21 protein-coding genes are annotated in these 25,918 nt (G+C 69.7%); 7 read left to right on the top strand and 14 right to left on the bottom strand.

Annotated features, from left to right (window positions below; genetic code table 11):
* Window positions 1–22: 22 nt before the first annotated feature.
* Window positions 23–1,246: a TraB/GumN family protein gene (locus CKO33_RS05645; RefSeq protein WP_200180166.1), complete on the top strand. Its 1,224-nt coding sequence runs from the start codon at window positions 23–25 to the stop codon at window positions 1,244–1,246.
* Here the strand turns inward: CKO33_RS05645 and CKO33_RS05640 are convergent.
* Together CKO33_RS05640 and CKO33_RS05635 are read right to left on the bottom strand one after the other, a co-directional pair.
* Window positions 1,145–2,287: an outer membrane protein assembly factor BamD gene (locus CKO33_RS05640; protein ID WP_200180164.1), complete on the bottom strand. Its 1,143-nt coding sequence runs from the start codon at window positions 2,285–2,287 to the stop codon at window positions 1,145–1,147. The genes CKO33_RS05645 and CKO33_RS05640 overlap by 102 nt on opposite strands.
* A complete protein-coding gene (locus CKO33_RS05635; RefSeq protein WP_200180162.1) occupies window positions 2,284–3,711 on the bottom strand; it encodes an adenylate/guanylate cyclase domain-containing protein in 1,428 nt (475 codons plus the stop codon). The genes CKO33_RS05640 and CKO33_RS05635 overlap by 4 nt, the downstream gene beginning before the upstream one ends.
* A 197-nt stretch (window positions 3,712–3,908) precedes the next feature.
* Here CKO33_RS05635 and CKO33_RS05630 point away from each other — a divergent pair, with 197 nt between their 5' ends.
* Window positions 3,909–4,847 (top strand): hydrogen peroxide-inducible genes activator, encoded by a 939-nt coding sequence (locus tag CKO33_RS05630; protein ID WP_200180160.1) that lies wholly within the window; start codon window positions 3,909–3,911, stop codon window positions 4,845–4,847.
* 27 nt (window positions 4,848–4,874) lie between these two features.
* Here CKO33_RS05630 and CKO33_RS05625 read toward each other — a convergent pair whose 3' ends face one another.
* The 3 genes from CKO33_RS05625 to CKO33_RS05615 form a co-directional block, all read right to left on the bottom strand.
* Window positions 4,875–5,798 (bottom strand): pentapeptide repeat-containing protein, encoded by a 924-nt coding sequence (locus CKO33_RS05625; protein WP_200180158.1) that lies wholly within the window; start codon window positions 5,796–5,798, stop codon window positions 4,875–4,877.
* A gap of 47 nt (window positions 5,799–5,845) precedes the next feature.
* Window positions 5,846–6,703, bottom strand: a complete 858-nt coding sequence (locus tag CKO33_RS05620) for an HDOD domain-containing protein (protein ID WP_200180156.1) — start codon at window positions 6,701–6,703, stop codon at window positions 5,846–5,848.
* Window positions 6,704–6,867: 164 nt separating this feature from the next.
* Entirely contained in the window at window positions 6,868–8,301 is a 1,434-nt protein-coding gene (locus tag CKO33_RS05615) for a response regulator (protein WP_200180154.1), read from the bottom strand.
* A 270-nt stretch (window positions 8,302–8,571) separates the two neighbouring features.
* On the opposite strand from CKO33_RS05615, the gene CKO33_RS05610 reads away from it, so the two are divergent.
* Window positions 8,572–9,267 (top strand): SDR family oxidoreductase, encoded by a 696-nt coding sequence (locus CKO33_RS05610; protein ID WP_200180152.1) that lies wholly within the window; start codon window positions 8,572–8,574, stop codon window positions 9,265–9,267.
* Entirely contained in the window at window positions 9,264–9,818 is a 555-nt protein-coding gene (locus tag CKO33_RS05605) for an FKBP-type peptidyl-prolyl cis-trans isomerase (RefSeq protein ID WP_338081734.1), read from the top strand. Before CKO33_RS05610 ends, CKO33_RS05605 begins: the two co-directional genes overlap by 4 nt.
* A gap of 24 nt (window positions 9,819–9,842) precedes the next feature.
* On the opposite strand, the gene CKO33_RS05600 is transcribed toward CKO33_RS05605, so the two are convergent.
* Together CKO33_RS05600 and CKO33_RS05595 are read right to left on the bottom strand one after the other, a co-directional pair.
* Window positions 9,843–10,595 carry an MBL fold metallo-hydrolase gene (locus CKO33_RS05600; protein WP_200180150.1) on the bottom strand — a complete coding sequence of 251 codons (753 nt, stop codon included), beginning with the start codon at window positions 10,593–10,595 and terminating at the stop codon, window positions 9,843–9,845.
* A 116-nt stretch (window positions 10,596–10,711) separates the two neighbouring features.
* Window positions 10,712–11,479, bottom strand: a complete 768-nt coding sequence (locus CKO33_RS05595; protein WP_200180148.1) for a class I SAM-dependent methyltransferase — start codon at window positions 11,477–11,479, stop codon at window positions 10,712–10,714.
* 394 nt (window positions 11,480–11,873) lie between these two features.
* Between CKO33_RS05595 and CKO33_RS05590 the strand changes: the two genes are divergently transcribed.
* The gene (locus CKO33_RS05590) at window positions 11,874–12,170 is read left to right on the top strand and encodes a hypothetical protein (RefSeq protein ID WP_200180146.1); all 297 of its coding nucleotides are present in this window, start codon (window positions 11,874–11,876) and stop codon (window positions 12,168–12,170) included.
* Here the strand turns inward: CKO33_RS05590 and CKO33_RS05585 are convergent.
* Both CKO33_RS05585 and metH read right to left on the bottom strand, forming a co-directional pair.
* On the bottom strand, window positions 12,149–13,690 hold the full coding sequence (locus tag CKO33_RS05585; RefSeq protein ID WP_200180144.1) for a bifunctional GNAT family N-acetyltransferase/carbon-nitrogen hydrolase family protein: 1,542 nt from the start codon (window positions 13,688–13,690) through the stop codon (window positions 12,149–12,151). The genes CKO33_RS05590 and CKO33_RS05585 overlap by 22 nt on opposite strands.
* A 301-nt stretch (window positions 13,691–13,991) precedes the next feature.
* Window positions 13,992–17,750, bottom strand: a complete 3,759-nt coding sequence (gene metH, locus CKO33_RS05580) for a methionine synthase (RefSeq protein ID WP_200180137.1) — start codon at window positions 17,748–17,750, stop codon at window positions 13,992–13,994.
* Between the two features lie 161 nt (window positions 17,751–17,911).
* On the opposite strand from metH, the gene CKO33_RS05575 reads away from it, so the two are divergent.
* Window positions 17,912–18,631 (top strand): arginyltransferase, encoded by a 720-nt coding sequence (locus tag CKO33_RS05575; protein WP_338081733.1) that lies wholly within the window; start codon window positions 17,912–17,914, stop codon window positions 18,629–18,631.
* A gap of 85 nt (window positions 18,632–18,716) precedes the next feature.
* Here CKO33_RS05575 and CKO33_RS05570 read toward each other — a convergent pair whose 3' ends face one another.
* The 4 genes from CKO33_RS05570 to ampD all read right to left on the bottom strand — a co-directional run bounded on the left by CKO33_RS05570 (window position 18,717) and on the right by ampD (window position 21,856).
* Complete coding sequence (locus CKO33_RS05570; RefSeq protein WP_200180130.1) at window positions 18,717–19,481, bottom strand: inositol monophosphatase family protein; 765 nt, start codon at window positions 19,479–19,481, stop codon at window positions 18,717–18,719.
* A gap of 75 nt (window positions 19,482–19,556) precedes the next feature.
* Complete coding sequence (locus tag CKO33_RS05565; RefSeq protein WP_200180235.1) at window positions 19,557–20,156, bottom strand: histidine phosphatase family protein; 600 nt, start codon at window positions 20,154–20,156, stop codon at window positions 19,557–19,559.
* A 91-nt stretch (window positions 20,157–20,247) separates the two neighbouring features.
* Entirely contained in the window at window positions 20,248–21,135 is an 888-nt protein-coding gene (gene ampE / locus CKO33_RS05560) for a regulatory signaling modulator protein AmpE (protein WP_200180128.1), read from the bottom strand.
* Between the two features lie 157 nt (window positions 21,136–21,292).
* Window positions 21,293–21,856 (bottom strand): 1,6-anhydro-N-acetylmuramyl-L-alanine amidase AmpD, encoded by a 564-nt coding sequence (gene ampD, locus CKO33_RS05555; protein ID WP_200180126.1) that lies wholly within the window; start codon window positions 21,854–21,856, stop codon window positions 21,293–21,295.
* A gap of 117 nt (window positions 21,857–21,973) precedes the next feature.
* On the opposite strand from ampD, the gene rep reads away from it, so the two are divergent.
* Entirely contained in the window at window positions 21,974–23,974 is a 2,001-nt protein-coding gene (rep, locus tag CKO33_RS05550) for a DNA helicase Rep (RefSeq protein WP_200180124.1), read from the top strand.
* A 15-nt stretch (window positions 23,975–23,989) separates the two neighbouring features.
* On the opposite strand, the gene CKO33_RS05545 is transcribed toward rep, so the two are convergent.
* A complete protein-coding gene (locus CKO33_RS05545; RefSeq protein ID WP_200180123.1) occupies window positions 23,990–25,711 on the bottom strand; it encodes a potassium/proton antiporter in 1,722 nt (573 codons plus the stop codon).
* Between the last annotated feature and the right edge of the window lie 207 nt (window positions 25,712–25,918).

Below are 25,918 nucleotides of genomic sequence, written 5' to 3'. Positions count from 1 at the left end.
TTTGCCCGGACCCCCTTCGCCCATGGAACCCGCCGCCCCCGCAGCCCGACCCCCGGAAGATCCCCGCTTCACCCTGGAACTGGACGGCACCCGCGTGACCGTGCTGGGCACGGCCCATGTCTCCCGGGTGTCGGCCGAGACCGTGCGCGAGCTGGTCCGCAGCGGCACCTTCGATGCCGTGGCGGTGGAACTCTGCCCCAGCCGCCATGACGCCCTGGCGGACCCCGGCGCCCTGGCGCGCATGGACCTGTTCCAGGTGCTGCGCCGGGGCAAGGCCCCCATGGTCACCGCCAGCCTGGCCCTGGGGGCCTATCAGCAGCGCATGGCGGAGCAGTTCGGCATCGAACCCGGCGCGGAGATGCGCGCCGCCCTCCACGAGGCACAAAACGCCGGCCTGCCGGTGTTGCTCATCGACCGGGAGGTGGGCACCACCCTGCGCCGCTGTTACCGCAACATCCCCTGGTGGCGGCGCATGAACCTGTTCACCGGCCTGCTGGCCGGGATCCTCACCCGGGAGCGCATCTCCGAGGAGGAGATCGAACGCCTCAAGGGCGGCGACCTGCTGGAATCCACCTTCGACCAGTTCGCCCAGGAGTCCCGGGCCCTGTACGACCCCCTGATCCGCGAACGGGACCGCTATATGGCGGCCCGCATCCGCCAGGAGGCCGCCGCAGGCGGCCACCGCCATCTGCTGGCGGTGGTGGGGGCAGGACACCTGGCCGGTATCCGGGAGGCCCTGGAGGCGGACACCGCCGAGCCCCCGGCCCAGGTGATCCGCGAACTGGATCAGGAACCCCCGCCGGCGCGCTGGCCGCGGGCCATCCCCTGGTTGATCGTGGCCCTGATCCTGGCGGGCTTCGTGCTGGGATTCAGCCGCAATCCGCAACTGGGATGGCAGCTGGTGGCCGACTGGGTACTGATCAACGGCCTGCTCACGGGCCTCGGGGCCATCCTCGCCGCCGCCCATCCCGTCACCGTGGTCACCGCCGCCCTGGCGGCCCCCCTGACCTCGCTCAACCCCACCATCGGCGCAGGGTTTGTCGCCGCCGCCGCCGAGGCCTGGCTGCGCAAGCCCACCGTGGGCGATTTCTCCCAGCTGCGCCGGGACACGGCCCACCTGCGCGGCTGGTGGCGCAACCGGGTGTCACGGGTCCTGCTGGTGTTCCTGTTCTCCACCCTGGGTTCGGCCCTGGGCACCTACGCCGCCGGCTTTCGCATCGCCGGACGCCTCTTCGGCGGGGACTGACCTCCCCTCCAGGGCGCGCAGGGAGTCCAGGGCGCGTTCGGCGCGGCGCACATGGGCCGCCAGTTCCGCATCCCCCGGACGCAATGCCTGCAATCCCCGCCAGACCGCCAGGGCCTCGCGGATCCGCCCCGCCAGGTAATGGCGCCGCCCCGCCTCCAGCCCGGAGTCGATGCGCGCCGTGACGGCCCGTTCCAGGTGGGCGCGCAGTTCCGCCAGATCCACTCCCCGGGGGGGATCCGCCGCCAGGGCCTGCAGGTGCCGGCGCGCGCCTATCAACGCCCCCGCATCCAGGGCCCTGCGAAAGGCTGCCAGCCGGGCCCGCCCCAGGGCCTCGACCTCGGCCCGGCGTCGTTCCTGCAACGCCAGCAGGTGGCCCTCCCGGGCCGCACGGGCCGCCTGCAGGCGCCGCTCGGCGGCCTCACCCGGGTCCAGGGCCCGGGCCAGTTCCAGGCTCTCCACGGCCAGAAAGGGGGCATCCCCGGCCAGGGCCCGGGCCCCCAGCCGGGTCAGGGCCTGCGCCATCGGCCCCACCTGGGCCCGGACCGCCTCCCACTCCCGCCGCGCCGCCGCATCCTGCGGGGCGAGACGAAGCCACTGCGGGTACAGCCCCGCCAGGCGCGCAAGATGGCGCCCCCGGGCCAGGAGCAGGCGGATGCGCAGGGCCTGCAACCGGGCCGCCTGCTCCTCCCGGGCCCGCTCCCGTGCGGCCGTCAGTGCACGACTGTCGGGGCAGCAGGCAAGACCCCGCCGGTAGGCCGCTTCCGCCGCCGCCCACTCCCCCCGCCGCAGATGCCCCGCCGCCTGCAGCAGCATCGCCTGTTCCAGAGCAGTGGCCAGGCGCTGCACACGCACCACCTGGGACTGCGGCAGCGCCACCTCCCCGCGCGCCTCCTGCCGCCGCAGGATCTCCCGTGCGCGGCCGTAGTCCTGACGCTCCACGGCCCGGCGCACCGCCTCGGCGGGGGTCAGGTCCATGGAGGCGGTGATGGGGGCGCAGCCCGCCAGCAGGCACACCGCGCCCAGGATCATCAGCCCCCTCATGCCGCCGTCCCCTCGCCGAGCAGTCGCGTCAGGCGGGCCTCCATGGCCTGCCGGCAGGACGGGGCCAGATCCGCCACGCAACAGGTGGGCACCGGTTCCGCCTTGCCCCGCACCGGGATGTCACGGTGGGCCTGTGCCCGCACCCGGTGGCGGACATCAGCGTGCCGGCACAGCTCCCGGGGGGCCAGGACCTCCCCCGGCCCGGCGGCGGCCATGAGCCGCGCCGCCAGGTTCACCGCATCCCCCACCACGGTGTACTGCAGCCGGTCCTCCGCCCCCATGTTGCCCGCCAGCATGGGGCCACTGTTGACCCCCACACGAAACTGCACCGGCGGCTCCCCCGCCGCCTGGCGCGAGCGGTTCAGCCGCGCCACCAGGGATTGCAGCATCACCCCGCTGGCGATGGCGTGGAAGCGGTGGTCCGGGTCATCCTCGGTGACGCCGAAGACCAGCATGACGCCGTCGCCCATGAACTTGTCGATGCTGCCACGGTAATGGCGGGCGATGTGGCTCACGTGGGTGAAATAGGTGTTCAGCAGGCCGGCCACCTGATCCGGGGGCAGGGTCTCCGCCAGGCGGGTGAAGCCGGCCATGTCGGCGAACACCACCGAGGCCTCCACCTGGCGTCCCCCCAGACCGAGCCGGTCCAGGTTGTTCAGGATCTCCCGGGCCACGCCGTCGGAGACATAACGGCTCAGAGCCCCCTCCACCTGGGATTTTTCCTGCAGGCCCCGGGCCATGTGATTGAAGGCGCGCATCAGATGCCCCAGTTCGTCCCGGCGCGCCTCCGGCAGGCGGTGATGATACGCCCCGGCGCCGATGGCCCGGGTGGCGTCCACCAGGCGGTGCAGGGGCCGGGAGAGATGACGTCCCAAAGCGAAGGCGGCGGCGCCCCCAAGCAGGCTGACCGCCAGGGTGGTGAACAGGATGGTGCGCAGGGTGGCCGCCACCGCGCGGCGCTCGCCGGCCTGGCTCAGGGTCACCACGGCGGTGCCCAGGGTCATCTCGCGGAAACGGATCGCCTCGCGGTAGACCGCCGCGTCCGCTCCCGGCGCAACCGCCTGTGTGCCGGCGGGCACCCGGCCCGAGCGGGCCAGGACCCGCCCGCTGCGGTCCTGCACGGCCGCCCCCAGCACCGCGCCGCTGCCCACCAGGTTGACGATGAGGGCCTCCAGGGCCAGGCCGTCGTCGGCCAGGACCAACTCCTTGGAGGACTCCGCCAGCTGCATCACGGTGGAATGGCCGAAGGCATCCATCTGCGTGCGCAGCAGCGCCCGCTGCTGCTCCAGGATCACGGCCCCCACCAGGGCCATGGAACCCACCAGCAGCAGGGAGATGATCGCGCCCAGTTTGTAGGCAACGGGGATGTGCCGCGGCAGGCGGAAGACCACGCCGCTGCGCACCCGGGTGAAGAAGGATCCCATACCGGTCCTCTGTGGAGGAAAAACCCCTTCCCCCCAGGGTGGGGGAATGGGGGGCATCATACGCATCCCCGGCCTCCCCATACAGCCCGCCCCCACAGGAGGCCCCCCGGGGCATGCGGATCCATTACACTCCCGGGGAGAACCCATCCGGCGGACCGGATGACGCGGCAGCGCCCCCATCGCGAGAAGATGCCCCCATGACCCTGACCGAGCTCCGCTACATCGTCGCCGTGGCCCGTGAACGCCACTTCGGCCGCGCGGCCGAGTGCTGCCATGTAAGCCAGCCCACCCTGAGCGTGGCGGTGAAGAAGCTGGAGGAGGAACTGGGGGTGATCCTGTTCGAACGCAGCAAGACCGAGGTGAGCATCACCCCCGTGGGGGATCAGGTGGTGCGCCAGGCGCAGCGGGTGCTGGAGGAGGTGGATACCCTGGGGGAACTGGCCCGTCAGGGCCGGGATCCCCTGAGCGGCCCGCTGCGCCTGGGGGCCATCCATACCATCGGGCCCTACCTGCTGCCCCACCTGGTGCCGGAGGTGCACCGCCGCGCGCCCAGGCTGCCCCTGGTGATCGAGGAGAACTACACCGCGCGCCTGGCGGAACGCCTCAAACAGGGGGAACTGGATGCCATCATCATCGCCCTCCCCTTCGAGCAGCCCGGGGTGGTCACCCTGCCCCTCTACGAGGAACCCTTCGTGGCGGTGCTGCCGGCGGGGCACCCCCTGGGCGCGCGGCAACGGCTGCGGGTGAACGACCTGGCGCGGGAGAACCTGCTGCTGCTGGGGGCAGGCCACTGCTTCCGGGAGCAGGTGCTGCACTTCTGCCCGGAATGCCACACCATGGTGGGCTCGGGCAACGACATCCAGTACACCGTGGAGGGCAGCTCCCTGGAGACCATCCGCCACATGGTGGCCACGGGCATGGGGGTGACCGTGCTGCCCTGTTCCGCCGCCGGGGACGACCGCTACACCCGGGACCTGCTGGCCATCCGCCCCTTCGAGGCGCCCGCCCCCTTCCGCCAGGTGGCCCTGGCCTGGCGTTCCAGCTTCCCCCGCCCCAAGGCCATCGAGGTGATCCGTCAGGCCATCCTGCAGGCCCGCGTCCCCTGCCTGCAGATGACGGCCAACGGTAGTCCCTGAGGCATCCGGTTCAGGCGCGGGGGGGGCTCAGGGGGCGGCACATCCCCCTATGGCCCCTTCGGGACAGGGGCGCCCGTCCGTCCACAGGGCATGCCCCAGACGGACCCCCTCCAGGTCCGCCCCTGTCAGGTCCGCCCCGCGCAGGTCGGCATAGCCCAGATCCGCACCGGTGAGACGTGCCCCGGTGAGATCCGCATCCCGCAGCACCGCGCCCACCAGGCGCGCGCCGCTCAGATCCGCCCCGGACAGATGCGCACGCTGCAGGTCGGCATAGGAGAGATCGGCCCCGGAGAGGCGGGCCTCCCGCAGACGCACCCCCAGCAGGTCCGCGTTGCTCAGCCGGGCACCGGTGAGGTCCGCCCCGGACAGGTCCGCCCCCGCCTTGCGGCAGTAGTCCCAGTTCACCCCCGGGGCGGCCGGGGCGGTGCAGTCCGGGCGCCCGGAATGGGGTGGCGGCTCGGAACTCCAGAAGAACAGCCCGACCAGGGCCAGCACCAACAGCAGCGCCCCTCCCGTCCACAGGCGCAACCCACCCGGGAGACGGCGCGCACCCGGCACACGGGAGAGCAGTTCCGCCCGCTGGCGCCGGTGCTGCAGCATCTCCGGCGGCTCCGGACGGCGCCGCTCCCCCTGGCGCAGGTCGCGGTAGATCGCCTCCTCGGCGGATCCCGCCACGCGCCGCTCCCGCAGACGCTCGTCCTCCCGCATACGCGCCTGCAGCAGGCGTTCCCGCCCCTCGGGGGTGTCGGCCTCCAGCAGCTCCCGCGGGATGAGATGGGGATAGGTCTCCACGGGATGCCAGTGTTGCCCGTCCGGGCTGATCTCATCCTCCAGGCGCAGGCGGCCCAGGAGCAGGTAGCGGGAGACCACCCCCGCGGGATAGGGACCCCGCACGCGCCCGTCCCGGCGCATGTACCACAGCGTGTGCTCGGTGTCGGCGGACGGTTCCATGGCGTCGCGATCTCAGGGGGAGGACGGGCGGCGCATCCCGGTATGCGTCATTCCCGGTCGAGGATGAGGGCCTCCACCTCCACCACCTGCTGCTGGGCGCGCTCGATGAGGGAGCGGAGGATGGACGGGTCGAGTCCCGCCCGCTCCCAGACCCCGGGCTCGATGGGGGGGGCATCCTCAGGGTCGCGGGTATCCAGTTCGGCCATGTGGGCCACGGTGTTGGCGATGTGCACCAGCGCCACCTGCTGCGGGTATTCGGGCGTGGCCAGGGGCTCGTGGTGATAGCGGATGCAGTGGATGAGGTTGTCCGGCAGGTTCCAGTGGCCCGCCAGGGCCCCGCCCACCTGGGCGTGGTCGTAGCCGAGCACCTCCCGCTCCGCCCGTTGCGGCGGCATACCCCCGCCCTTGGCGATGCCCAGGAGGAAGGCCTGATGGGCCTCATCCGGCTCGCGGTTGAAGATCAGCAGGCGACCGATATCGTGCAGCAGGCCGGCGATGAACACGGACTCCGTCTCCCGCAGGCCCGTATCCTCGGCCAGCAGACGCGCCACCAGGCCGCAGTAGATGCTGTGGCGCCAGAAGTCCTCCATGGACATGAGTTCGTTGGGGATGCCCTCGAAGGCCTTGGCCACGGTGGTGGCCAGCACCAGGTCGCGGATCTGGCGGATGCCGATGACGTTGACGGCCCGGGAGATGGTGTCCACCCGGTGGGAGAGGCCGTAGAAGGGGCTGTTGGCCACCTGCAGCAGACGGATGGTCAGGGCCGGGTCCTGGCTGATGAGCCGGCCGATGTCCGCCACGGTGGCCTCGGGATCCTCCACCAGGGCGTTGAGGCGAACCGCCACCGCCGGCAGGGACACCAGACCCGTGGCCTGATCCACCATCTGTTCGATCGTCAATGACATGGCTTCCCCCGGATTTCATACGCCGTCCCGCTCCCGGAGCCGGCTTGCCTGGGCTTTCCCTTAGGGTCCCCCATCATACACTCAAGCGGGCGCTGCGGGGCGACCCGCAACCCCGCCGACGGAACGATTCCGGGGGTGGACGGCCTCCCGGCCGCGGTCCGGCCTCAGAGGAGGCGCCCCCCCAGGAAGAAGGCCGCCACCGACAGCGCCAGCGCGGCGATCCCCCAGGCGATCCCGCGCCGCAGGCGCAGCTTGCGCGCCCGCTCCACCTCCCAGCGGGCCACGGGGGAGACCGTCGCGGCGGGGCGCGGCGGCGCGGGGGCGGCCCCGCCGTCGGTCCGCGCCTCCCCCGGCGGGGCCCCGGCATCGTCCTGGGACGGCGCGGCGGCCTGCCCCTCCCCGGAGGGGGGCGGCCCCCCACCGTCCTGCCCGACGCTCCCGGCGGGGGCCTCCTCCCGGACCCGGGCCAGTTCCGTCTCCAGGGCCCGGCGCCGCTCCGCCTCCTGCGCCTCCCGTTCCTGCATCTGCCGCTGCAGGCGGTTGAGGCGGGCGCGCAGGTCCCGGGTCTCCTGGCGGGCCGTCTCCCGCTCCTGCTCCGCCCGTTCGACACGGGAGAGGGCCTGCACCAGCTCGTCCTCCGCCTGCAGCCGGGCCAGTTCCGCCGCCTCGGCCCGGGCCTGCAGCTCCCCCTGCGGTCGTTCCGGGGCGCGGCCGTCGCTGGCGGCCAGGGCCCGTTCCGCCGCGCCGGTGCGCTCCCGCGCCGAATCCAGCTCCCGGTGCAGGCGCTGCACCTCCGCCTCCGCCTCCTGGCGGGCGCGGTTGGCCTCGCGCACCTGGCGGTCCGTCTCCATCAGGCGTTCCGATGCCTCCTGCAGCTCCGCCTGCAGGCCCTCCCGACCCGCCTCCGCCTCTTGCAGCCGGGACTCCAGGGCGCGGATCCGCCGCCCGGCCTCGGCCTCGTCGGAGGTCTGCTGACGCAGCATCAGCTCGCTGCGCAACTGTTCCAGCTCCCGTTCCAGACGGGCACGCTCCTGGGTACCGGCACGGACCTGCTCCCGCACCCGCTCCAGTTGTTCCCGCAGCTGCGCCGCCTCCTCCCCGGCATCCCCTCCGGTCTCCCCCCCTGCCGCAGGGGCCTGCACGGGGGATGCGGCGGCGGGCTTGGCCGCCTCCCCCGGGACGGCGGGGGCCGACAGGAGGCGGCCGGCGGTGTCCAGGATCTGCCCGGCGCGGAAGGGCTTCATCACCACGTCATCGGCCCCGCAGGACTCGGCCCGGGTACGTGTGGCAGTATCGTCCTCGTTGCCGGTGATCACCACCACGGGGAGGCGCTGCAGGCGGGCCTCGCCGCTCTCCCGGATACGCTGCAGCAAACCATAACCGTCCAGGCGCGGCATGGACAGATCGGTGAAGACGCAGCCGATGTCCGTCTGCGCCTGCAGGATCTCCCAGGCCACCTCGCCGTCGGCGGCCTCATGCACCTGGTAGACCGGACTGAGGATCTTCTTCAGGGCCTGGCGCATGACGCGGGAGTCGTCCACCACGAGCACACCGCCCGCGCCCTCCCGGGCCGCCGGGGTGCCAGCGGAGGCGTTCATGCGGCCCTCCGGGGGCCCGGGGGCATGCGGAAGGGATCGGCACGGCCAGGATGGATCATCTTCGGTTCCTTTACATCGGGCGCAACCGGGCATGATAGGGGCCGGAAAGGGGAAAAAATGCGCCGGACATCCCATCCTTCCGCCGCAAGGCAATCAGGCACCTTTCACGGAGTGTAGACCCTGACTTGCAGGATGTGCGCCGGGCCTTGATCCCCCCCGGTACCGGGTCCATCATCGCCTGAGTGTGCACTGATGCAGAGAGAGCGCCATATGACCGAGACCATACTCATCACCGGGGCCAGCCGCGGCATCGGCCTGGAACTGACGCGGCAGTACGCCCAGGCCGGGGCACGGGTGATCGCCGCCTGCCGCCATCCCGAGCGCGCTCCGGAACTGAACCGCCTGGCGGCGGACACCCAGGGACAGGTGAGCGTGCAGCCCCTGGACGTGACCCAGCCGGCCCAGGTGGCGGCCTTGGCGGCGGTGATGCAGGGGCGTGCCCTGGACATCCTCATCAACAACGCCGGCGCCTTCGGCCCGGTGGCCCCCTTCGGGGAGACGGACGAGGCCGCCTGGATCGAGACCTTCCGCATCAACACCATCGCCCCGCTCAAGCTCATGGAGGCCCTGGCGGACAGCGTCGCCGCCAGCGAACGCCGGCTCATGGTGAACATGACCAGCAAGATGGGCAGCATCGCCGACAACCGCTCCGGCGGGCTCTATGTCTATCGCTCCACCAAGGCGGCCCTGAACGCCGTGGTGGTCAGCGCCGCCCAGGATCTGCGGCCCCGGGGCATCACCGTGGTGGCCCAGCACCCCGGCTGGGTGCGCACGGACATGGGCGGCCCCAACGGCGAGATCTCCGTGCAGGAGAGCGCCACCGCCCTGCGGGGCATCTTCGGCCGCCTGGGCCCCGACGACAGCGGCCGCTTCATCGACATCGACGGCGGGGACATTCCCTGGTGAGGTCCCGGCGTCTGCGTGCCCTGGCGGGGACCGTCCTCAGCGTGGGCGCGGCGGGCGGGGTCTCCCTGCTGCTGGTGCTGCTGGCCCTGCGCAGTTGCGGCATGACCCCAGGGCAGATGCAGGACGAGATCCTGCTGCGGGAGATGAACATCGAGGCGGGCGAGGCCTACCGCGCCGCCCGGGCCGATGATCCCGGGGTGGTCACCCTGGACAACGGCCTGCAGGTGGAGATGCTGGCCCGGGGGGATGGTCCGGTGCCCGGCCCGGAGGACCGGGTGCGGGTCCATTACGAGGGCCGTCACCTGGACGGGCGGGTCTTCGACAGCTCCCGGGAGCGCGGCGCCCCCGCAGTGATCGCGGTGAAGGACACCATCCCCGGCTGGCGCCAGGCCCTGACCAGCATGCCCGAGGGCAGCCGGGCGCGGCTGGTGGTGCCCCCCCAGCTGGCCTACGGCGAGGGCCGCGCCGGACCCAGCATCGGCCCGGCGGAGACCCTCCTCTTCGAGGTGGAGCTGCTGGAGGTGCTGGACGGTTCCGGGGACGGGGAATAGAACCCCTGCCGGGGCTGGTACCGCCTAGCCCTGCCGACTCGACTCGCGCTGGCCGCCCATCCCATCCGGCAGGGTGTCCGGACTCGCACCGCATTGTTCGTTACCGGGCACCGAGAAATCGATCTTGCGGGGATAGGGCAGGTCCATGTCGTGCATGATCTGCACGAACTCGGCCTCGGTACGGCCTTTCCCCAGGCGGGGATTGCGCAGCTTTTCCTGGCCGATGGTGGTGATGCGCCGCTCTTCGTAGTCGTGGGCGGGATAGACCAGGGTCTCGTCGGGCAGGCGGAAGAACTGATCGTGGATGCTGTGGTACAGCCTGTGGGCATCGCCGGACTGGAAGTCGGTACGCCCGCAGCTTTCGATCAGCAGGGCATCGCCCGAGAACAACAGCTTGAGGCCGTGGTGATCCAGCAGGTAGGCGTGGTGGGTATCGGTGTGCCCGGGGGTGAACAGCGGGTTCAGGACGATGCGGCCGATTTCGAAGGGCTCGCCCTCGCGCACCCCCATGTCCCGGCAGGGGAGCGCATCCATGGCCGGGCCGACGATGCGGCAGCCGGTGGCCTGTTTGAGCCGAAGTGCGCCCGTGATGTGATCGGCGTGGATATGGGTTTCCACCGCAAAATCCAGGGTCAGTCCCATGGACTGGAGCACTTCCAGATCCCGTTCCACGGTCTCCAGCACGGGATCGATCAGGGCCGTGACCCCGGTATCGGGGCAGGCCAGCAGGTAGGTGAAGGTGGAGGATTCGGGTTCATAGAGCTGTCGGAAATGCATGGCGCCCTCCTCGCGTGGGGCCGGGGCTTTCCCCGCAGTATGGGGCCCTGTCCCAGGGGCGCCCCGTCCCGGTCACTGATGTCCGCCGTCTGCGTACCGGCCCCGTACAGCGGTGGTCATGGAGCATCCTCGCATGCCTTGCGGGCCAGGTATACGCCATAGCTGTAGTACGTCCTGAACCGCTCGTACAGCTCCATCTCCCGCCGTTCCGCCTCCACCAGCGCCCGCGCCTGGGCGCTGTGGCCATTGCGCTGGAGAAAGGCCGCGAATCCGGACTGCATGGGTCGATAGTAGTGCTCCAGCCAGCAGTGCTCGGGCAGCACGAAGTAGCCGATGGGGGAGTACCCGTTCTCCTCCAACACCCTCATCTTGGCGGAAGGCAGATCGATCTCGGGGTACTCCCCCTCCCAATAGGCCTGGATCTCCCCGGGACGGGTGGGGGTCAGCCAGGTGATCTCGGAGGCCATCAGCAGTCCGCCGGGTTTCAGGTAACGGCGCCACTCCGCCACGCCCCGGGCGAAGCCGATGTTGTAGATGGCCCCTTCGGACCAGATCCCATCCAGCTCCCCCTCCCCGAGCAGCAGATCCTCCATGCTGGCGCACACGGGGGTGATCCTCCCGGCCACCCCGGCGATGCGGGCCCGCTCCATCAGCGCGTCCAGGAACTCCGGCAGGAAATCCACGGCGGTGATGCGGGCGTGCTTCAGCACCGAAGCCAGGACCAGGGTGGAGGCCCCGGTACCACAGCCGATGTCCGCGATCCTCAGCGGGGCCTCGGGATCCAGCCCGGACAGTTGGATGGCCCTTCGGGTCTCGGCATCCCCGCCCGGACCCTGGCGTTGAGCGCCCTTGTGGAGATCCACGAGCAATTGGAATTCATCCATCGCTTATCTACCCTGGTTGGGTCTTTGCCTTCGATGCGTCCGAGGAGACCGACATGCCCGAGCCCGGCCATCCCGGCCGCCCTACTCTACACCCGCAGGGGGCACGGTCGCCACTGATCCCCTTCCTGGCCGGGGTCACATGGCTCGGGATCTGCGCATACCTGTACCGCAGCCTGCCGCCGGCGGGTGAGGCCCCCTGGGTCCAGTGGGCGGTGCTGGGTCTATTTACCTTCTCCGGGGTGGCGCTGCTGGGGACCTCGCTGAAGCGGGGGATGGAGCGCCGGGGGCTGGGGGAGATCCGTATGGAGGCGCCCCCCTGGCCGGGGCCGGAGGGGGCGAGGTCCCCTGCGTGGTGCGGATCCCGGGGCTGAGTTCGGCGCCGGGGGACACCCGCATGACCCTGGCCTGCATCGCCCGGCAGGCCCCCTCCGAGGGACCGCGCCAGCACCATATCCTCTGGCGCGGGACACAGCCCGCCGCGGCCCTGCCTCCCACGGGACGCGGACGGCGGCTGGGGGCCACCTTCCGTATCCCCGGGGGACTGCCCGCGCCGCAGGACCCGTCCCCGGGGCCCGACGGGCGGGACACCGCCTGGGAGCTGGAACTGGTGATGCGGGGTCCCCTGGGCCGCCTGCGCCGGCGCTTCCGCCTGCCGGCGGCGGGGCGGGATCAGCGCTTCCAGCGCACCTGATACAGGTCCAGGCGGCGGTCCACCAGGTTGCGCACGCTGCCGTGGGTGCGCAGCTCCTTGAGGTTGTCCAGGTCCAGGTCGGCGATGAGGGTCATCTCGGTGTTGGGGGTGGCCTCGGCCGCCACGGCGTCGTGGGGGAAGGCGAAGTCCGAGGGGGTGAACACCGCCGCCTGGGAGTACTGCATGTCCATGTTCTCCACCCGCGGCAGGTTGCCGACGCTGCCGGAGATGACCACGTAGCATTCGTTCTCGATGGCCCGGGCCTGGGCGCAGCGGCGCACCCGCAGGTAGGCGTTCTTGGTGTCGGTCCAGAAGGGCACGAACAGCACCTGCAGACCCTGATCCGCCAGGATACGGGGCAGTTCGGGGAATTCCACGTCGTAGCAGATGAGGATGCCGATCTTGCCGAAATCGGTGTCGAAGATGCGCACCTGGTCCCCGCCCCGCAGGCCCCAGTAGGCCCGCTCGTCCGGGGTGATGTGCAGCTTGTACTGCTTGTCCCAGCTGCCGTCCCGGCGGCAGAGGTAGGAGACGTTGCGCAGCTCCTGGTCCTCGTACTCGGGCATGCTGCCGGCGATGATGTTGATGTTGTAGGCCAGGGCCAGGCGCACCATCTCCTGGCGCAGGGGCTCGGTGTATTCCGCCAGGTGGCGCACCGCCTCGGCGGTGTTCTCCTGATTGAACTGGGCCATGAGGGGCCCGTTGAAGAATTCGGGGAAGAGGATCACGTCCGACTGGTAGCCGGAGACGGCGTCCACGAAGTACTCCATCTGCTGCAGCAGGTCATCCAGGGAATCCAGGGGCCGCATCTGCCACTGCACGGCGCCCACACGCACCACCTGCTTGGTGCCGCCGATGAGCTTCTCCTTCTCATCGTAGTAGATGTTGATCCATTCCAGCAGGGTGGCGTAGGCCTGGGACTCCCGGTCGTCCGGCAGGTAGTCGTTGATGATGCGGCGCACGTGGAAGTCGTTGGAGAGCTGGAAGGTGAGCACCGGGTCGATGATCTCCTTGGACTTGACCAGCTCCACGTACTGCTGCGGGCTCATCTCGTCCCGGTACTTGTGGTAGCCGGGGATGCGCCCGCCGGCGACGATGGCCCGCAGGTTGAGCTTCTCGCACAGTTCCTTGCGGGCGTCGTAGAGTCGCCGCCCCAGGCGCAGGCCGCGGTAGTCCGGGTGCACGAAGACGTCCACGCCGTAGAGGGTGTCCCCCTCGGGGTCGTGGGTGGTGAGATAGCCCTTGCCGGTAATCTCCCAGTAGCGGTGACGGTCGCCCCAGCGGCGGTAGTCCACGATCAGGCTGATGGCGGCCGCCACCACCTTGCCGTTGTCCTCGATGCAGATCTGACCCTCAGGGAAACGCCGGATCTGGGACTCGAACTGCTCCCGGGTCCAGGCCCCGTCCAGGGTCTTGTACACCGCCTCCATGATCTCCCGGATATCCTCGTAGTCCTCCATCCGGGTATTGCGCAGGGTGAGGCGGTGTCCGTCGTGTTCCGATTCGGGGGCATCCGACATGGGGTGTTGCTCCGGCACAGGATGGGGTTTGGGTGACCGGCTAGAATAGCGGAAAATGAAGCTGACAGGGTGCGATCACACCGCCCGGGAATGGGCAGGGCGGGTGACTTGCGAGACGGCCCCGGGGTGGGGATGACCCGCGCCGGGACGCCGTGAATCCATCCCTGGAGGCTTGACGACCGCATCCCTGCGGTCGACACCCGGCGCGGGTCATCCCCACCCCGGGGCCTGCATCATTGCTCTCCCCTCTCCCCATGGGGAGAGGGGCCAGAGGGAAGGCTCTGGAGTCAAACCCGCCCCATCAGTCCGGATCGTACCCCAGGTTCGGCGCCAGCCAGCGCTGGGCGTCGTCCAGATCCATGCCCTTGCGTTTGGCGTAGTCTTCCACCTGGTCCCGGTTGAGCTTGCCCACGCCGAAGTAGCGGGACTCGGGGTGGGCGAAGTAGAAGCCGGACACCGAGGAGGCCGGGTTCATGGCGTAGCTTTCGGTGAGGGACATGCCGGCATGGGTCACCGGATCGATCAGATCCCACAGCAGGCCCTTCTCCGTGTGCTCCGGGCAGGCCGGGTAGCCGGGGGCGGGCCGGATGCCACGGTATTTCTCCTTGATGAGCTCCTCGTTGGTGAGGCCCTCGTCCGGGGCGTAGCCCCAGAACTCCCGGCGCACCCGCTCGTGCATGTGTTCGGCGAAGGCCTCGGCCAGACGGTCCGCCAGGGCCTTGAGCATGATGGCGGAGTAGTCGTCGTTGGCCTCCTCAAAGCGCCGCACGTGCTCGTCGATGCCGATGCCGGTGGTGACGGCGAACGCCCCCAGGTAGTCCCGCAGGCCGGTCTCCCCGGGTGCGACGAAGTCCGACAGGCACATGTTGGGGGCCTCGCGCGGCTTGCGCGTCTGCTGGCGCACCTGATGCAGGCGCATCAGGGGCTCCTGGCCGCCGGCGTCCCTGAACAGCTGGATGTCGTCCTCGTCCACGCTGTTGGCCGGGAAGAAGCCCACCACGGCCCGGGCCTTGAGCCAGCCCTCGTCGATGATTTTCCGCAGCATGGGCTGGGCGTCGGCGAAGAGCTTGCGCGCCTCCTCGCCCACAACCTCGTCATCCAGGATGCGCGGATAGGCGGCGTGCAGGTCCCAGGCGCGGAAGAACGGCGTCCAGTCGATGTAGTCCACCAGCCGCTCCAGGGGGTAGTCGTCGAAGCGCAGCAGGGCGCTGTCCTTCCCGTGGGGATGCAGGACCTCCGGGGCCGGCCCGCCCAGGTCCATGGCACCGCCATCCAGCACCGCCGGCCGGGGCGGGGTGTAATCGGACCAGTCGATGGCCGGCTTGTTGGCCCGGGCCTCCTCCAGCTTGAGCCAGTCCTGCTTCTGCTGGCGGGCACCGTGCTGCTCGCGCACCTCGGCGTATTCCTTGGCGATCTTCTCGGCGTAGGGGCCGCGCAGTTCCGGACTCACCAGGCTCTGGGCCACACCCACGGCGCGGGAGGCGTCCTTCACCCAGACGGTGGGGCCGTCATACTGGGGCGAGATCTTCACCGCGGTGTGGGCGCGGGAGGTGGTGGCACCGCCCACCATCAGCGGGGTCTTCATGCCCTGGCGCTGCAGCTCGGCGGCGAAGTTGGACATCTCCTCCAGGGAGGGGGTGATGAGCCCGGAGAGGCCGATGACGTCCACCTTGTGCTCCTTGGCGGCCTCCAGGATCTGCTGCCCCGGGACCATGACGCCGATGTCGATGACCTCGAAGTTGTTGCACTGCAGCACCACACCGACGATGTTCTTGCCGATGTCGTGCACGTCCCCCTTCACCGTGGCCATGAGGATGCGGCCGTTGTTCTCGGAGTCGTCCCCCTTCTCCGCCTCGATATAGGGGATGAGATGGGCCACGCCCTTCTTCATGACGCGGGCGGACTTGACCACCTGGGGCAGGAACATCTTGCCGGCGCCGAACAGATCGCCCACCACGTTCATGCCGTCCATGAGCGGCCCCTCGATCACCTGGATGGGCCGTTCAAAGGCCTGACGGGCCTCCTCCACGTCCTCCACCACATAGGTGTCGATGCCCTTGACCAGGGCGTGCCGGAGGCGTTCGGCCACCGGCAGTTCGCGCCAGGAGAGGTCCTCCTTCTTGGCCTCGACCCCGCTGCCACGGAACTCCTCGGCCATGTCCAGCAGACGCTCGGTGGCATCGTCGCGGCGGTTGAGGACCACGTCCTCCACCGCATCGCGCAGCTTCTCGGGGATCTCGTCGTATACCGCCAATTGGCCGGCGTTGACGATGCCCATGTCCATGCCCGCCTTGATGGCGTGGTACAGGAACACGGCGTGGATGGCCTCGCGTACCGGGTTATTGCCGCGGAAGGAGAAGGAGACATTGGAGACCCCGCCGGACACCAGGGCATGGGGCAGGGTCTGCTTGATCTCGCGGGTGGCCTCGATGAAGTCCACGCCGTAGTTGTTGTGCTCCTCGATGCCCGTGGCGATGGCGAAGATGTTGGGGTCGAAGATGATGTCCTCGGCCGGGAAACCCACCTGCTCGGTGAGGATCCTGTAGGCCCGCTGGCAGATCTCCACCTTGCGCTCTTTGGTATCCGCCTGGCCCTGCTCGTCGAAGGCCATGACCACCACGGCGGCGCCGTAGTGGCGCAGCATGCGGGCCTGGTGGATGAACTTCTCCTCCCCTTCCTTCAGGGAGATGGAGTTGACGATCCCCTTGCCCTGGATGCACTTGAGACCGGCCTCGATCACCTCCCACTTGGAGGAGTCGATCATCACCGGCACGCGGGAGATCTCCGGCTCGGCAGCGGCCAGGTTCAGAAAGCGCTGCATGGCCTCCAGGGCGTCCAGCATGCCCTCGTCCATGTTCACATCGATGACCTGGGCCCCGTTCTGCACCTGTTCGGCGGCCACCTCCAGGGCGGTGTCGTAGTCGCCGTCCTTGATCAGGCGCTTGAAGCGGGCGCTGCCGGTGACGTTGGTGCGCTCGCCCACGTTGACGAACAGGGTGTCGGCGGTGATGTTGAACGGCTCCAGCCCCGACAGGCGGCAGGCGGGCTCGATCTCGGGGATCTTGCGGGGCGCATGCTTTTCCACCGCCTCGCGGATGGCGCGGATATGCTCCGGCAGGGTACCGCAACAGCCGCCGATGATGTTCAGGTGGCCGGCGGCGGCCCACTTGACGATTTCCTCGGCCATCTGTTCGGGGGTCTCGTCATAGCCGCCGAACTCATTGGGCAGGCCAGCGTTGGGGTGGGCCGAGACATGGGTGTCGGCGATGCGGGACAGTTCCTCCACATAGGGGCGCAGATCCTTCGCCCCCAGGGCGCAGTTCAGGCCCACGGAGAAGGGCTGGGCATGGCGCAGGGAATTCCAGAAGGCCTCGGTGGTCTGCCCCGTGAGGGTACGGCCGGAGGCATCGGTGATGGTGCCGGAGATCATCACCGGCCAGCGCTCGCCACGCTCGTGGAACACGGTCTCCACGGCGAAGACGGCGGCCTTGGCGTTGAGGGTGTCGAAGATCGTCTCGATGAGCAGCAGGTCCGTGCCGCCGTCGATGAGATTCTCCGCGGCCTCCTTGTAGGCGGCCACCAGATCATCGAAGTGGATGTTGCGCTTGCCCGGGTCGTTCACGTCCGGGGAGATGCTGGCGGTGCGGTTGGTGGGGCCGAGGATCCCGGCCACGAATCGGGGGCGGTCGGGGGTCTTCTCGGTCCAGGCGTCGGCGACCTCGCGGGCGATGCGGGCGGCCTCGCGGTTGATCTCGGGGACCAGGTCCTCCATGTCGTAGTCGGCCATGGCCACGCGGGTGGCATTGAAGGTGTTGGCCTCGATGATGTCGGCACCGGCCTCCAGAAACTTTTCGTGAATCTCCCGAACGATCTTGGGCTGGGTGAGCACGAGGAGATCGTTGTTCCCCTTGACGTCGCAGTGCCAATCGGCAAAGCGCTCGCCTCGATAATCCGCCTCCTGCAGACCATAGGTCTGGATGGTGGTCCCCATGGCACCATCGAGGATCATGATGCGGCGGCTGATCTCCTGCTCAAGCTTACTAAGTCGATCGGGATTCATATACATCATCCGGTTGCTTAACAGACAGCCTCACAGCATAACATGATTGGCAAATCGGCGTTTTCGGGCCTGAATTCAAGCAATAACCGCAACGCTGATCTGGATCACCCCCGGGCGGACGATCCGCATCTACAATCTGCAGATTCATCGAGGCTCTGCATGTGCACGCGCCCCGCAACATCCCGCTGATCTTCTACGCCACACCTCCCGACCGCTGCCCCTATCTGGAGGGCCGGGAGATGACCACGGTGTTCGCCGATCCCCATGGCCCCATGGACGTGGAACGCTATGGCCGGCTCCTGGATGCCGGTTTCCGCCGCAGCGGCCACCACGTCTACCGCCACCAATGCCGGGGATGCGATGCCTGTATACCCGTACGGGTGCCCACGGCCGCCTTCCACCCGAACCGCAGCCAGCGCCGGACCTGGCGGCGCAACGCCGATCTGCAGGTGGTGGTGCGGGAGGCGACCTTCGATGCGGGGCACTTCGCCCTCTACACCCGTTACGTCAACCAGCGCCACCGGGGGGGCGGCATGGACCAGCCCACACCGGAAGGGTACTGGGGCTTCATCTCCAGCCGCTGGTGCGAGACCTGGCTGCTGGAATTCCATCTGCAGGGACGGCTGGTCTGTGTGGCGGTGACCGACCGGCTGCCCCAGGGGCTGTCCGCTGTCTACACCTTCTTCGATCCGGACCTGGAGCGGCGCAGCCCGGGAACCCAGGCCATCCTCTGGCAACTGCAGGAGGCCCGGCGGCTGGGGCTGCCCTGGTTGTACCTGGGCTACTGGAACCCCCTCACCCCGAAGATGGCCTACAAGGTGCGCTTCCAGCCCGCCCAGGGTCTGGTGGACGGGCTGTGGCAACGGGTGGGACCGGGCTAATCCCCCGCCTCCCGGGGCCCCCTTCCCCGCGCTTCGCGGCGCCTCCGGGACAGCCCCGGAGGCGCATCCGCCCCGGGCATGGGGATCAGGGGTTCAGTCGCTCCAGGGCGGCGGCGTGCAGTTCGGGGGTGGCGGCCGCCAGGACGCTGGTGGTCTCCAGGGTCAGGGGATTGCCCTGCAGATCGGTGAACACCCCCCCCGCCTCACGCACCACCACCGACAGGGCGGCGATGTCCAGGATGTTCACATCCGACTCCACCACCAGATCGATGCGCCCGGAGGCCAGGAGGTGGTAATGGTAGAAATCGCCGTAGCCCCGGGTGCGGTTCACCCGCTGGACGATCTCCCCCAGCCCCTGCCAGCCGGGGCCGCCCGCCAGGGTCTTGATGTTGCCCACGGACAGGGTGGCCTCCTCCAGGGTGGTCACCCCGCTCACGCGCGCAGGCTCGTCCCCCAGGAAGGCCCCCTGCCCGGCCTCGGCATAGGCCATCTCGCCGAACTCGGGGGCGTTGGACACCCCCAGCACCAGCTCCCCCCCACTGCGCAGGGCGATCTGGGTGGAGAAGAAGGGATAACGGCGGACGAAGCTCTTGGTGCCGTCGATGGGATCGATGAGCCAGAGGTGTTCGGCCTCCATGCGCTCGCGGCCGGTCTCCTCGCCGTAGCTGCCGTGGTCCGGGAAGGCCCCGAACAGGGTGGACTTGATGGCCTTCTCCGATTCCAGGTCGGCGATGGTCACCGGCGTCTGGTCGGACTTGATCTCCACCTCGAAGCCCTGGCGGTAATACCGCCGGATCACCTCCTGGGCCTGGAGGGCGGCGTCGATAGCGGTCTTGAGATACGGGCTCATGGGCATCCCCTGGCAGTTGGAAACGGCCGGAAAGGGTAGCACGCCCGGCCCCACCCCTCATCCCGGGGCAGGACCTTACACCCGGGTACGGTTGACGAAATCCACCTGCAGGCCGCGCTCGTCCCGGCGCAGGCGGGTGAGGCCCGCATAGGGGACCCGGATGCGGTACATGGCCTGCAGGGGCACGTCCAGGGCGGCGCACACGGCGGCGCGGATCACGCCCCCGTGGGTGACCACCAGCAGGTGCTCGCCGCAATGGCGGGTCTCCAGGCGCTCCAGGGCCTGGGAGACCCGGCCGCGGAAATCCCCCAGGGGCTCGGCGCCCCGGGGCCGGGCATGGAGGGGATCCTGGAAGAAGGCCCGGTACTCCTCGGGGCTGTTGCGGCGCACGTCCTCATGGCTGCGCCCCTCCCAGGCGCCGAAGCCCACCTCCCGCAGGGCCGGTTCCAGGGTCAGGGGCAGGTTGAGACAGCCAGCCAGTTCCTCGGCGAAGGCGCGACAGCGCTGCAGGGGGGAACTGACGATGCGGTCCCAGGGACCCCCGGGATGCGCCCGGCCGCCCACGGCCTCCCACATCTGGCGGCGCCCCTCGGGGGTGAGGGGATCGTCCACGCCGCTGCCGCGATAACGCAGCCCGCCGGCGGGTTCGCCGTGGCGGATCAGGTCGATGAGGATCTGCGTCTCCCCCGGGGCCATCATGTGTCCGGGACCCCGATGACGGAAGGATCATCCCCCGCTGCGCCGGCACGGGCCATGACCCGCACCCTCAACCCGCCACGCCGGCGATGCTCAACAGGGCGAGCACGGCAACGAAGGCCACCAGCGTGCGGAACACCAGGTTCGAGGCCCGTTCCACCGTGGCACGGGCCTGGAGGGGATCGGAAAGGTCCGCCTCCGAAAGCAGGATGGCCTCGCCACCCGCCTCCTGCAGCAGTCTCTGGTTCTGCGCGGCCATCTCCGCCAGGGGGCCCCGCAGGCCGGCGCGCAGTACGGGATAGGTGCGGTCGAAGCTGCCGGTGAGGGCGTAGCCCAGGGCCACCAGGCGGGCGGGGATCCAGTCCAGCAGGGCCTGCAGCCGGGTGGCCGCCTGCTGGAAGGCATCCTCCTCCCCCTCACCCCCGGCGGTGGGGGCCCGCAGCAGGTGGGCCAGGCGATAGAGCACGGCCCCCACCGGCCCCAGCACCATGAACCAGAAGAGCACGGCGAACAGCCGCGTATTGCTCTCCGAGAGCAGGGCCTCCAGCACGGCCCGGGCCCGTTCCGCCGCGTTCTCCGGCACGGGCCGGTCCCCCAGCACATGGGCGGCATGCCGCGTCTCCCGTTCCGGGTCCTTGAGGGCCCCGGCCTCCAGATAGGCGTCCACCTCCCGGTCGAGGTTACGCGGCCCGAGGCACAGGAGCAACACCCCCAGGCCCAGCAGGAGACCCAACACGCCCCCCCAGACCTCGCCCAGGAGGGCGAAGATCAGGGCCACCACCACCACGGGCAGGGCGACGGCGAGGGCCAGGGCGGCGGTCCCCCCCAGCCCGAAGCCCTCGGCCCGGGCACGCAACGCCCGGGCGTAGCGGGGGAGCCAGGAGAAATTGCGCAACTGCTCCACCCGGGTGGTGAAGCGCTCGATGATCAAGGCAACGACGATGGTGACAAAGGACATGGCCGGATTCCTGGATCGAAAAAGGGGTCACGAAAGTTTCGTTGCTCCCATGACGCCTTTCAAGTTGGCCAGGGGACAAGATGGCCATCTGTTGAGGCAGGACAATGAACCCGGACCCCGGGCTTGTACTTCCGGGCCGGCGACCGTGCGGAGTGCGTCAATCATCCGCCCCGGTGGTCGCCAGGAGGCGGCGCAGGTATCCCCAGTCGAAGCGGGGACCGGGGTCGGTCTTGCGCCCCGGGGCGATGTCGGCATGGCCCACCACAGGGGCCGCGGCCAGCCCCGTGTACCCCGCGCGCAGGGCACGGATCACCGCCGCCAGGGCCGTGTACTGCCCCGGTTCGAAGGGGTGCGCGTCGGTCCCCTCCAGCTCGATCCCCACGGAGAAGTCGTTGCAGCGGGTGCGGCCGCCGTAGCAGGACACCCCGGCGTGCCAGGCCCGCTCGTGGAAGGGGACGTACTGCACCAGGGCACCGTCGCGGCGCACCAGCAGGTGGGCGGACACCCGCAGCCCCTGGATCTCGGCGAAATAGGGATGCCCCCCGGGATCCAGGCGGTTGGTGAACAGGCGATCGATCCAGGGGCCGCCGAACTCCCCGGGGGGCAGGCTCATGGCATGGATGACGATCAGCTCCGGCAGGCACCCCGGGGGGCGCAGGTCGCGGTTGGGGGAGGGGCAGTGCCGGGCGGCGTCGAGCCAGCCTTGGGGGGAGATGAGCATGCTGCGCGGGTTACAGGGTCATGGGCCGGGGATGAACCGTCGCATACGCGGGCCATGGATGCCAGCGCACGCGGCTCCCGATAGAATACCCTCCCCTTCTCCCATCCGCGCCCGTGCATGGACACCCTCAATCCGCAACAACGCGCCGCCGTGGAATACGTGGACGGTCCCCTGCTGGTGCTGGCCGGTGCCGGCAGCGGCAAGACCCGCGTCATCACCCGCAAGATCGCCCACCTCATCCGGGAGAAAGGCGTCCCGGCCCGGCGCATCGCCGCCATCACCTTCACCAACAAGGCCGCGCGGGAGATGACGGCGCGGGCGGGGAAGCTGCTGGCGCGGGAGGAGAGCCGCGGGCTGACGGTATCCACCTTCCATACCCTGGGACTGAACTTCATCCGCCGGGAGTTGCAGCACCTGGGCTACCGTCCGGGCTTCACCCTCTTCGATGCCGCCGACAGCCAGGCCCTGATGCGCCAGCTCACCCATCGGGACGATCAGGCCGTGGAGGCGGATGCCGCCCGGCACCGCATCAGCCGCTGGAAGAACGACCTCATCTCCCCGGAGCAGGCCCTGGCCGCGGCCGGCGACGAGACCGAGGCCGCCCAGGCGCAGCTCTATACCGCCTACCAGCGGGCCCTGAAGGCCTACAACGCCGTGGACTTCGACGACCTCATCGTATTGCCGGTACAGCTCATGGAATCGGAGCCGGAGGTGCGCGACCGCTGGCGGCACCGGCTGCGCCACCTGCTGGTGGATGAATACCAGGACACCAACGCCTGCCAGTACCGGCTGGTGCGCCTTTTGGTGGACGTGGAGGGGGGGCTCACCGCCGTGGGGGATGACGACCAGTCCATCTATGCCTGGCGCGGGGCGCGCCCGGAGAACCTGACGGCCCTGCAGCAGGACTTTCCCCGCCTGAAGATCATCAAGCTGGAGCAGAACTACCGTTCCACCAACCGCATCCTGCAGACCGCCAACCACCTCATCGCCCACAACCCCCATGTCTTCGAGAAGCGCCTGTGGAGCGGCCTGGGCGAGGGGGAGCCCATCCGCGTGCTGCCCTGCAAGGATGCCGAGCACGAGGCGGCGCGGGTGGTCACGGAGATCATGAAACACCGCTTCCGCCACCGCACCGACTTCCGGGACTACGCCATCCTCTACCGCGGCAACCACCAGGCCCGTCTGTTCGAGAAACTGCTGCGGGAAAACGCCATCCCCTACCACATCAGCGGCGGCCAGTCCTTCTTCGAACGGGCCGAGGTGAAGGACATCCTCGCCTACCTGCGCCTCATGGCCAACCCGGAGGACGACAGCGCCTTCCTGCGCGTGGTCAACGTCCCGCGCCGGGAGATCGGGGCCGGCACCCTGGAGAAGCTGGGGGCCTACGCCGCCTCGCGCCGCACCAGCCTGCTCCATGCCAGCCTGGAGATGGGGCTCACGGAGGTGCTCTCCGCCCGCGCCGTGGAGCGGGTGCAGGGCTTCGCCCGGTGGATGGAGACCCAGGCCCGGCGCGCCGGTGAAGGGGACCCGGCGCCGGTGGCCCGGGAGCTGGTGGAGGTGATCCGCTACGAGGACTGGCTGCTGGAACAGAGCCCCAGCCCCAAGGCCGCCGCCCGGCGCATGGAGAACGTCAACGAGGTGCTGGACTGGATGGCCCGCCTGTCCAAGGAAGGGGCCGCAGGCGGCAAGGACATCGGCGAGATCGTGGCCCACATGACCCTCATGGACATTCTCGACCGGGCCGGCGGCGAGGCCGAGGCCGACGGGGTGCACCTGATGACCCTGCACGCGGCCAAGGGGCTGGAATTCCCCCATGTCTACCTGGTGGGCATGGAGGAGGAACTGCTGCCCCACCGGGTGAGCCTGGAGGAGGACACCCTGGAGGAGGAGCGCCGTCTGGCCTACGTGGGCATCACCCGCGCCCAGCGTTCCCTCACCCTCACCTACGCCCGCCGGCGGACCCGCTACGGCGAGACCCAGGAATGCGAGCCCAGCCGCTTCCTGGAGGAACTGCCCGAGGCGCATCTGGAATGGCCCGACGCCCAGCCCGCGGACCCGGAGGAGCAACGCCTCACCGGCAAGGCCCACCTGGACAACCTCAAGGCCCTGCTGGGCTGAGGCGGGGCGCGGCCATCACCCCCGGGTGAACTTCAGGCCCACCCGGGTGATGCGGTCGCCACTCACCTCCCGCACCACCAGTTCCACACCGTTGAGCTGCAGCCGGTCCCCCACCACGGGCTGGGTGTTGAGGGCGCGGCGCATGAACCCGTCCAGGGTGAGATCCCGGGCCTCCTGCGGCACCTCCAGGCCGTAGGCCATGGACAGATCCGCCATGCGGGCCCCACCGTTGAGGACGAAGGCCCCGAAGAAGCTGCGATCGGAGAGGCGCTCCGGGGCCTCCACGGCCACGAACAGGCGGTCCAGGGCCGGCAGATCCTGCGGGGGCGACAGCAGATAGAGATAATCCCCCGCCCGCAGGTCCAGCATATCCAGGGTGTCCAGCAGCACCTTGTCCCGCAGATGGGCCACCACCCGCACGCTGCGGGGCAGGGTGAAGCCGGTCCAGTGCTCGCGCACCACCGGGGAATTCTCCGCCAGCCGGTAGCCCACCAGCTCCAGCTCCTGCTGACCGGGGATATCCAGTTCCACCCGCTGCACCACCTGGCTGGCGGGGGGCAGCTCCAGGCCCAGCCAGCGGGCCAGGGGGGTGATGGTCCAGCCCTGCACCAGCAGCGAGATCAGCACCACAAAGAAGACGATATTGAACAGCATCTCCCCCTGGGGGATCCCCGCCAGCAGGGGGAACAGGGCCAGGATGATGGGCACCGCCCCGCGCAGGCCCACCCAGCCCACGAACACCTGCTCCCGCCAGGGGAAGTTGAAGGGCAGCAGACACAGCCACACCGCCAGGGGCCGCGCCACCAGGATCAGCACCGCCGCGATGAACAGGGCATCCACCGCCACCGGCAGCAGATCCGAGGGGGTCACCAGCAGCCCCAGCATGAGGAACATGCCGATCTGGGCCAGGCGGGCGATGCCGTCGTGGAAGCGGTTGATGTACTGGCTGGCCTGCAGCGGCCGGTTACCCAGCAGCAGCCCCGCCAGGTAGATGGCCAAAAAGCCGCTGCCCCCCAGCATCGCAGTCAGGCCGAAGACGGTGAGACCGCCGGCCATGGCCGCCAGGGGATACAGCCCCTGGGGCATGTCCAGGCGGTTGATGAGCCAGCGCAGGGCCGTGCCGCCGGCCAGACCCAGCACCGCCCCCAGGCCGATCTGGCGCAGGAACTCCCACAGCACGGTGAACCCCATGCGGTCCCCGCCGTCCACCAGGACCTCCACCAGCACCAGGGTGAGAAAGATGGCCATGGGGTCGTTGCTGCCCGACTCGATCTCCAGGGTCGCCCCCACCCGCTGCTTCAGGGCCAGACCCCGGGCGTGCAGCAGGGAGAAGACCGCCGCCGCGTCGGTGGAGCCGACGATGGCCCCCAGCAGGAACCCCATGAGCCAGTCCAGCCCCAGCCACCAGGCGGCGAAGGCCCCGGTGACCCCGGCGGTGATCACCACCCCCAGGGTGGCCAGCCCCAGGGCCGGACGCAGCCCGACGCGGAAGCTGCTGAAGGGGGTGCGCATGCCGCCATCGAAGAGGATGATGGCCAGGGCCAGGCTGCCGAACAGATGGGCCGTCTGTACATCCTGGAACTGGATGCCACCGGGCCCCTCCTCCCCCAGGAGCATCCCCAGGACCAGGAACACCAGCAGCAGGGGCACCCCCAGGCGCCGGGTGATGACACTGGACAGGACGCTGGCCAGCAGCACGGCGCTGCCAAGGAGAATGATCTGGTTGGTGAGTTCCATGGATTTACTCTATCAGGCGGATAGAGTCCGACACAGTCTTTACCGGCCTGCGGGGCCGGAATCAGCCACAGGAAACGGGAGGGCCTGAAAAAAGAAGGGGCCGGAACCGGCCCCCAAGTGTGCGAGAAGAGGAGAAGAGCGACACACGATTCTGATAATAATGTTTCTCATTCTCTTGTCAAGACCCAGTGCAAATCCCCCTCCCCT

Source organism: Ectothiorhodospira mobilis (genome assembly GCF_016584115.1).
Classification (GTDB): Bacteria; Pseudomonadota; Gammaproteobacteria; order Ectothiorhodospirales; family Ectothiorhodospiraceae; genus Ectothiorhodospira; species Ectothiorhodospira mobilis.
This window is presented reverse-complemented; position numbering and strand designations above follow the sequence as displayed.

Bases quoted from the DNA above. Each gene is read 5' to 3' on its own strand.
- CKO33_RS05645 (WP_200180166.1), top strand. From the start codon at position 23: ATGGAACCCGCCGCCCCCGCAGCCCGACCCCCGGAAGATCCCCGCTTC.
- CKO33_RS05640 (WP_200180164.1), bottom strand. From the start codon at position 2,287: ATGAGGGGGCTGATGATCCTGGGCGCGGTGTGCCTGCTGGCGGGCTGC.
- CKO33_RS05635 (WP_200180162.1), bottom strand. From the start codon at position 3,711: ATGGGATCCTTCTTCACCCGGGTGCGCAGCGGCGTGGTCTTCCGCCTG.
- CKO33_RS05630 (WP_200180160.1), top strand. From the start codon at position 3,909: ATGACCCTGACCGAGCTCCGCTACATCGTCGCCGTGGCCCGTGAACGC.
- CKO33_RS05625 (WP_200180158.1), bottom strand. From the start codon at position 5,798: ATGGAACCGTCCGCCGACACCGAGCACACGCTGTGGTACATGCGCCGG.
- CKO33_RS05620 (WP_200180156.1), bottom strand. From the start codon at position 6,703: ATGTCATTGACGATCGAACAGATGGTGGATCAGGCCACGGGTCTGGTG.
- CKO33_RS05615 (WP_200180154.1), bottom strand. From the start codon at position 8,301: ATGAACGCCTCCGCTGGCACCCCGGCGGCCCGGGAGGGCGCGGGCGGT.
- CKO33_RS05610 (WP_200180152.1), top strand. From the start codon at position 8,572: ATGACCGAGACCATACTCATCACCGGGGCCAGCCGCGGCATCGGCCTG.
- CKO33_RS05600 (WP_200180150.1), bottom strand. From the start codon at position 10,595: ATGCATTTCCGACAGCTCTATGAACCCGAATCCTCCACCTTCACCTAC.
- CKO33_RS05595 (WP_200180148.1), bottom strand. From the start codon at position 11,479: ATGGATGAATTCCAATTGCTCGTGGATCTCCACAAGGGCGCTCAACGC.
- CKO33_RS05590 (WP_200180146.1), top strand. From the start codon at position 11,874: ATGACCCTGGCCTGCATCGCCCGGCAGGCCCCCTCCGAGGGACCGCGC.
- CKO33_RS05585 (WP_200180144.1), bottom strand. From the start codon at position 13,690: ATGTCGGATGCCCCCGAATCGGAACACGACGGACACCGCCTCACCCTG.
- metH (WP_200180137.1), bottom strand. From the start codon at position 17,750: ATGAATCCCGATCGACTTAGTAAGCTTGAGCAGGAGATCAGCCGCCGC.
- CKO33_RS05570 (WP_200180130.1), bottom strand. From the start codon at position 19,481: ATGAGCCCGTATCTCAAGACCGCTATCGACGCCGCCCTCCAGGCCCAG.
- ampE (WP_200180128.1), bottom strand. From the start codon at position 21,135: ATGTCCTTTGTCACCATCGTCGTTGCCTTGATCATCGAGCGCTTCACC.
- ampD (WP_200180126.1), bottom strand. From the start codon at position 21,856: ATGCTCATCTCCCCCCAAGGCTGGCTCGACGCCGCCCGGCACTGCCCC.
- rep (WP_200180124.1), top strand. From the start codon at position 21,974: ATGGACACCCTCAATCCGCAACAACGCGCCGCCGTGGAATACGTGGAC.
- CKO33_RS05545 (WP_200180123.1), bottom strand. From the start codon at position 25,711: ATGGAACTCACCAACCAGATCATTCTCCTTGGCAGCGCCGTGCTGCTG.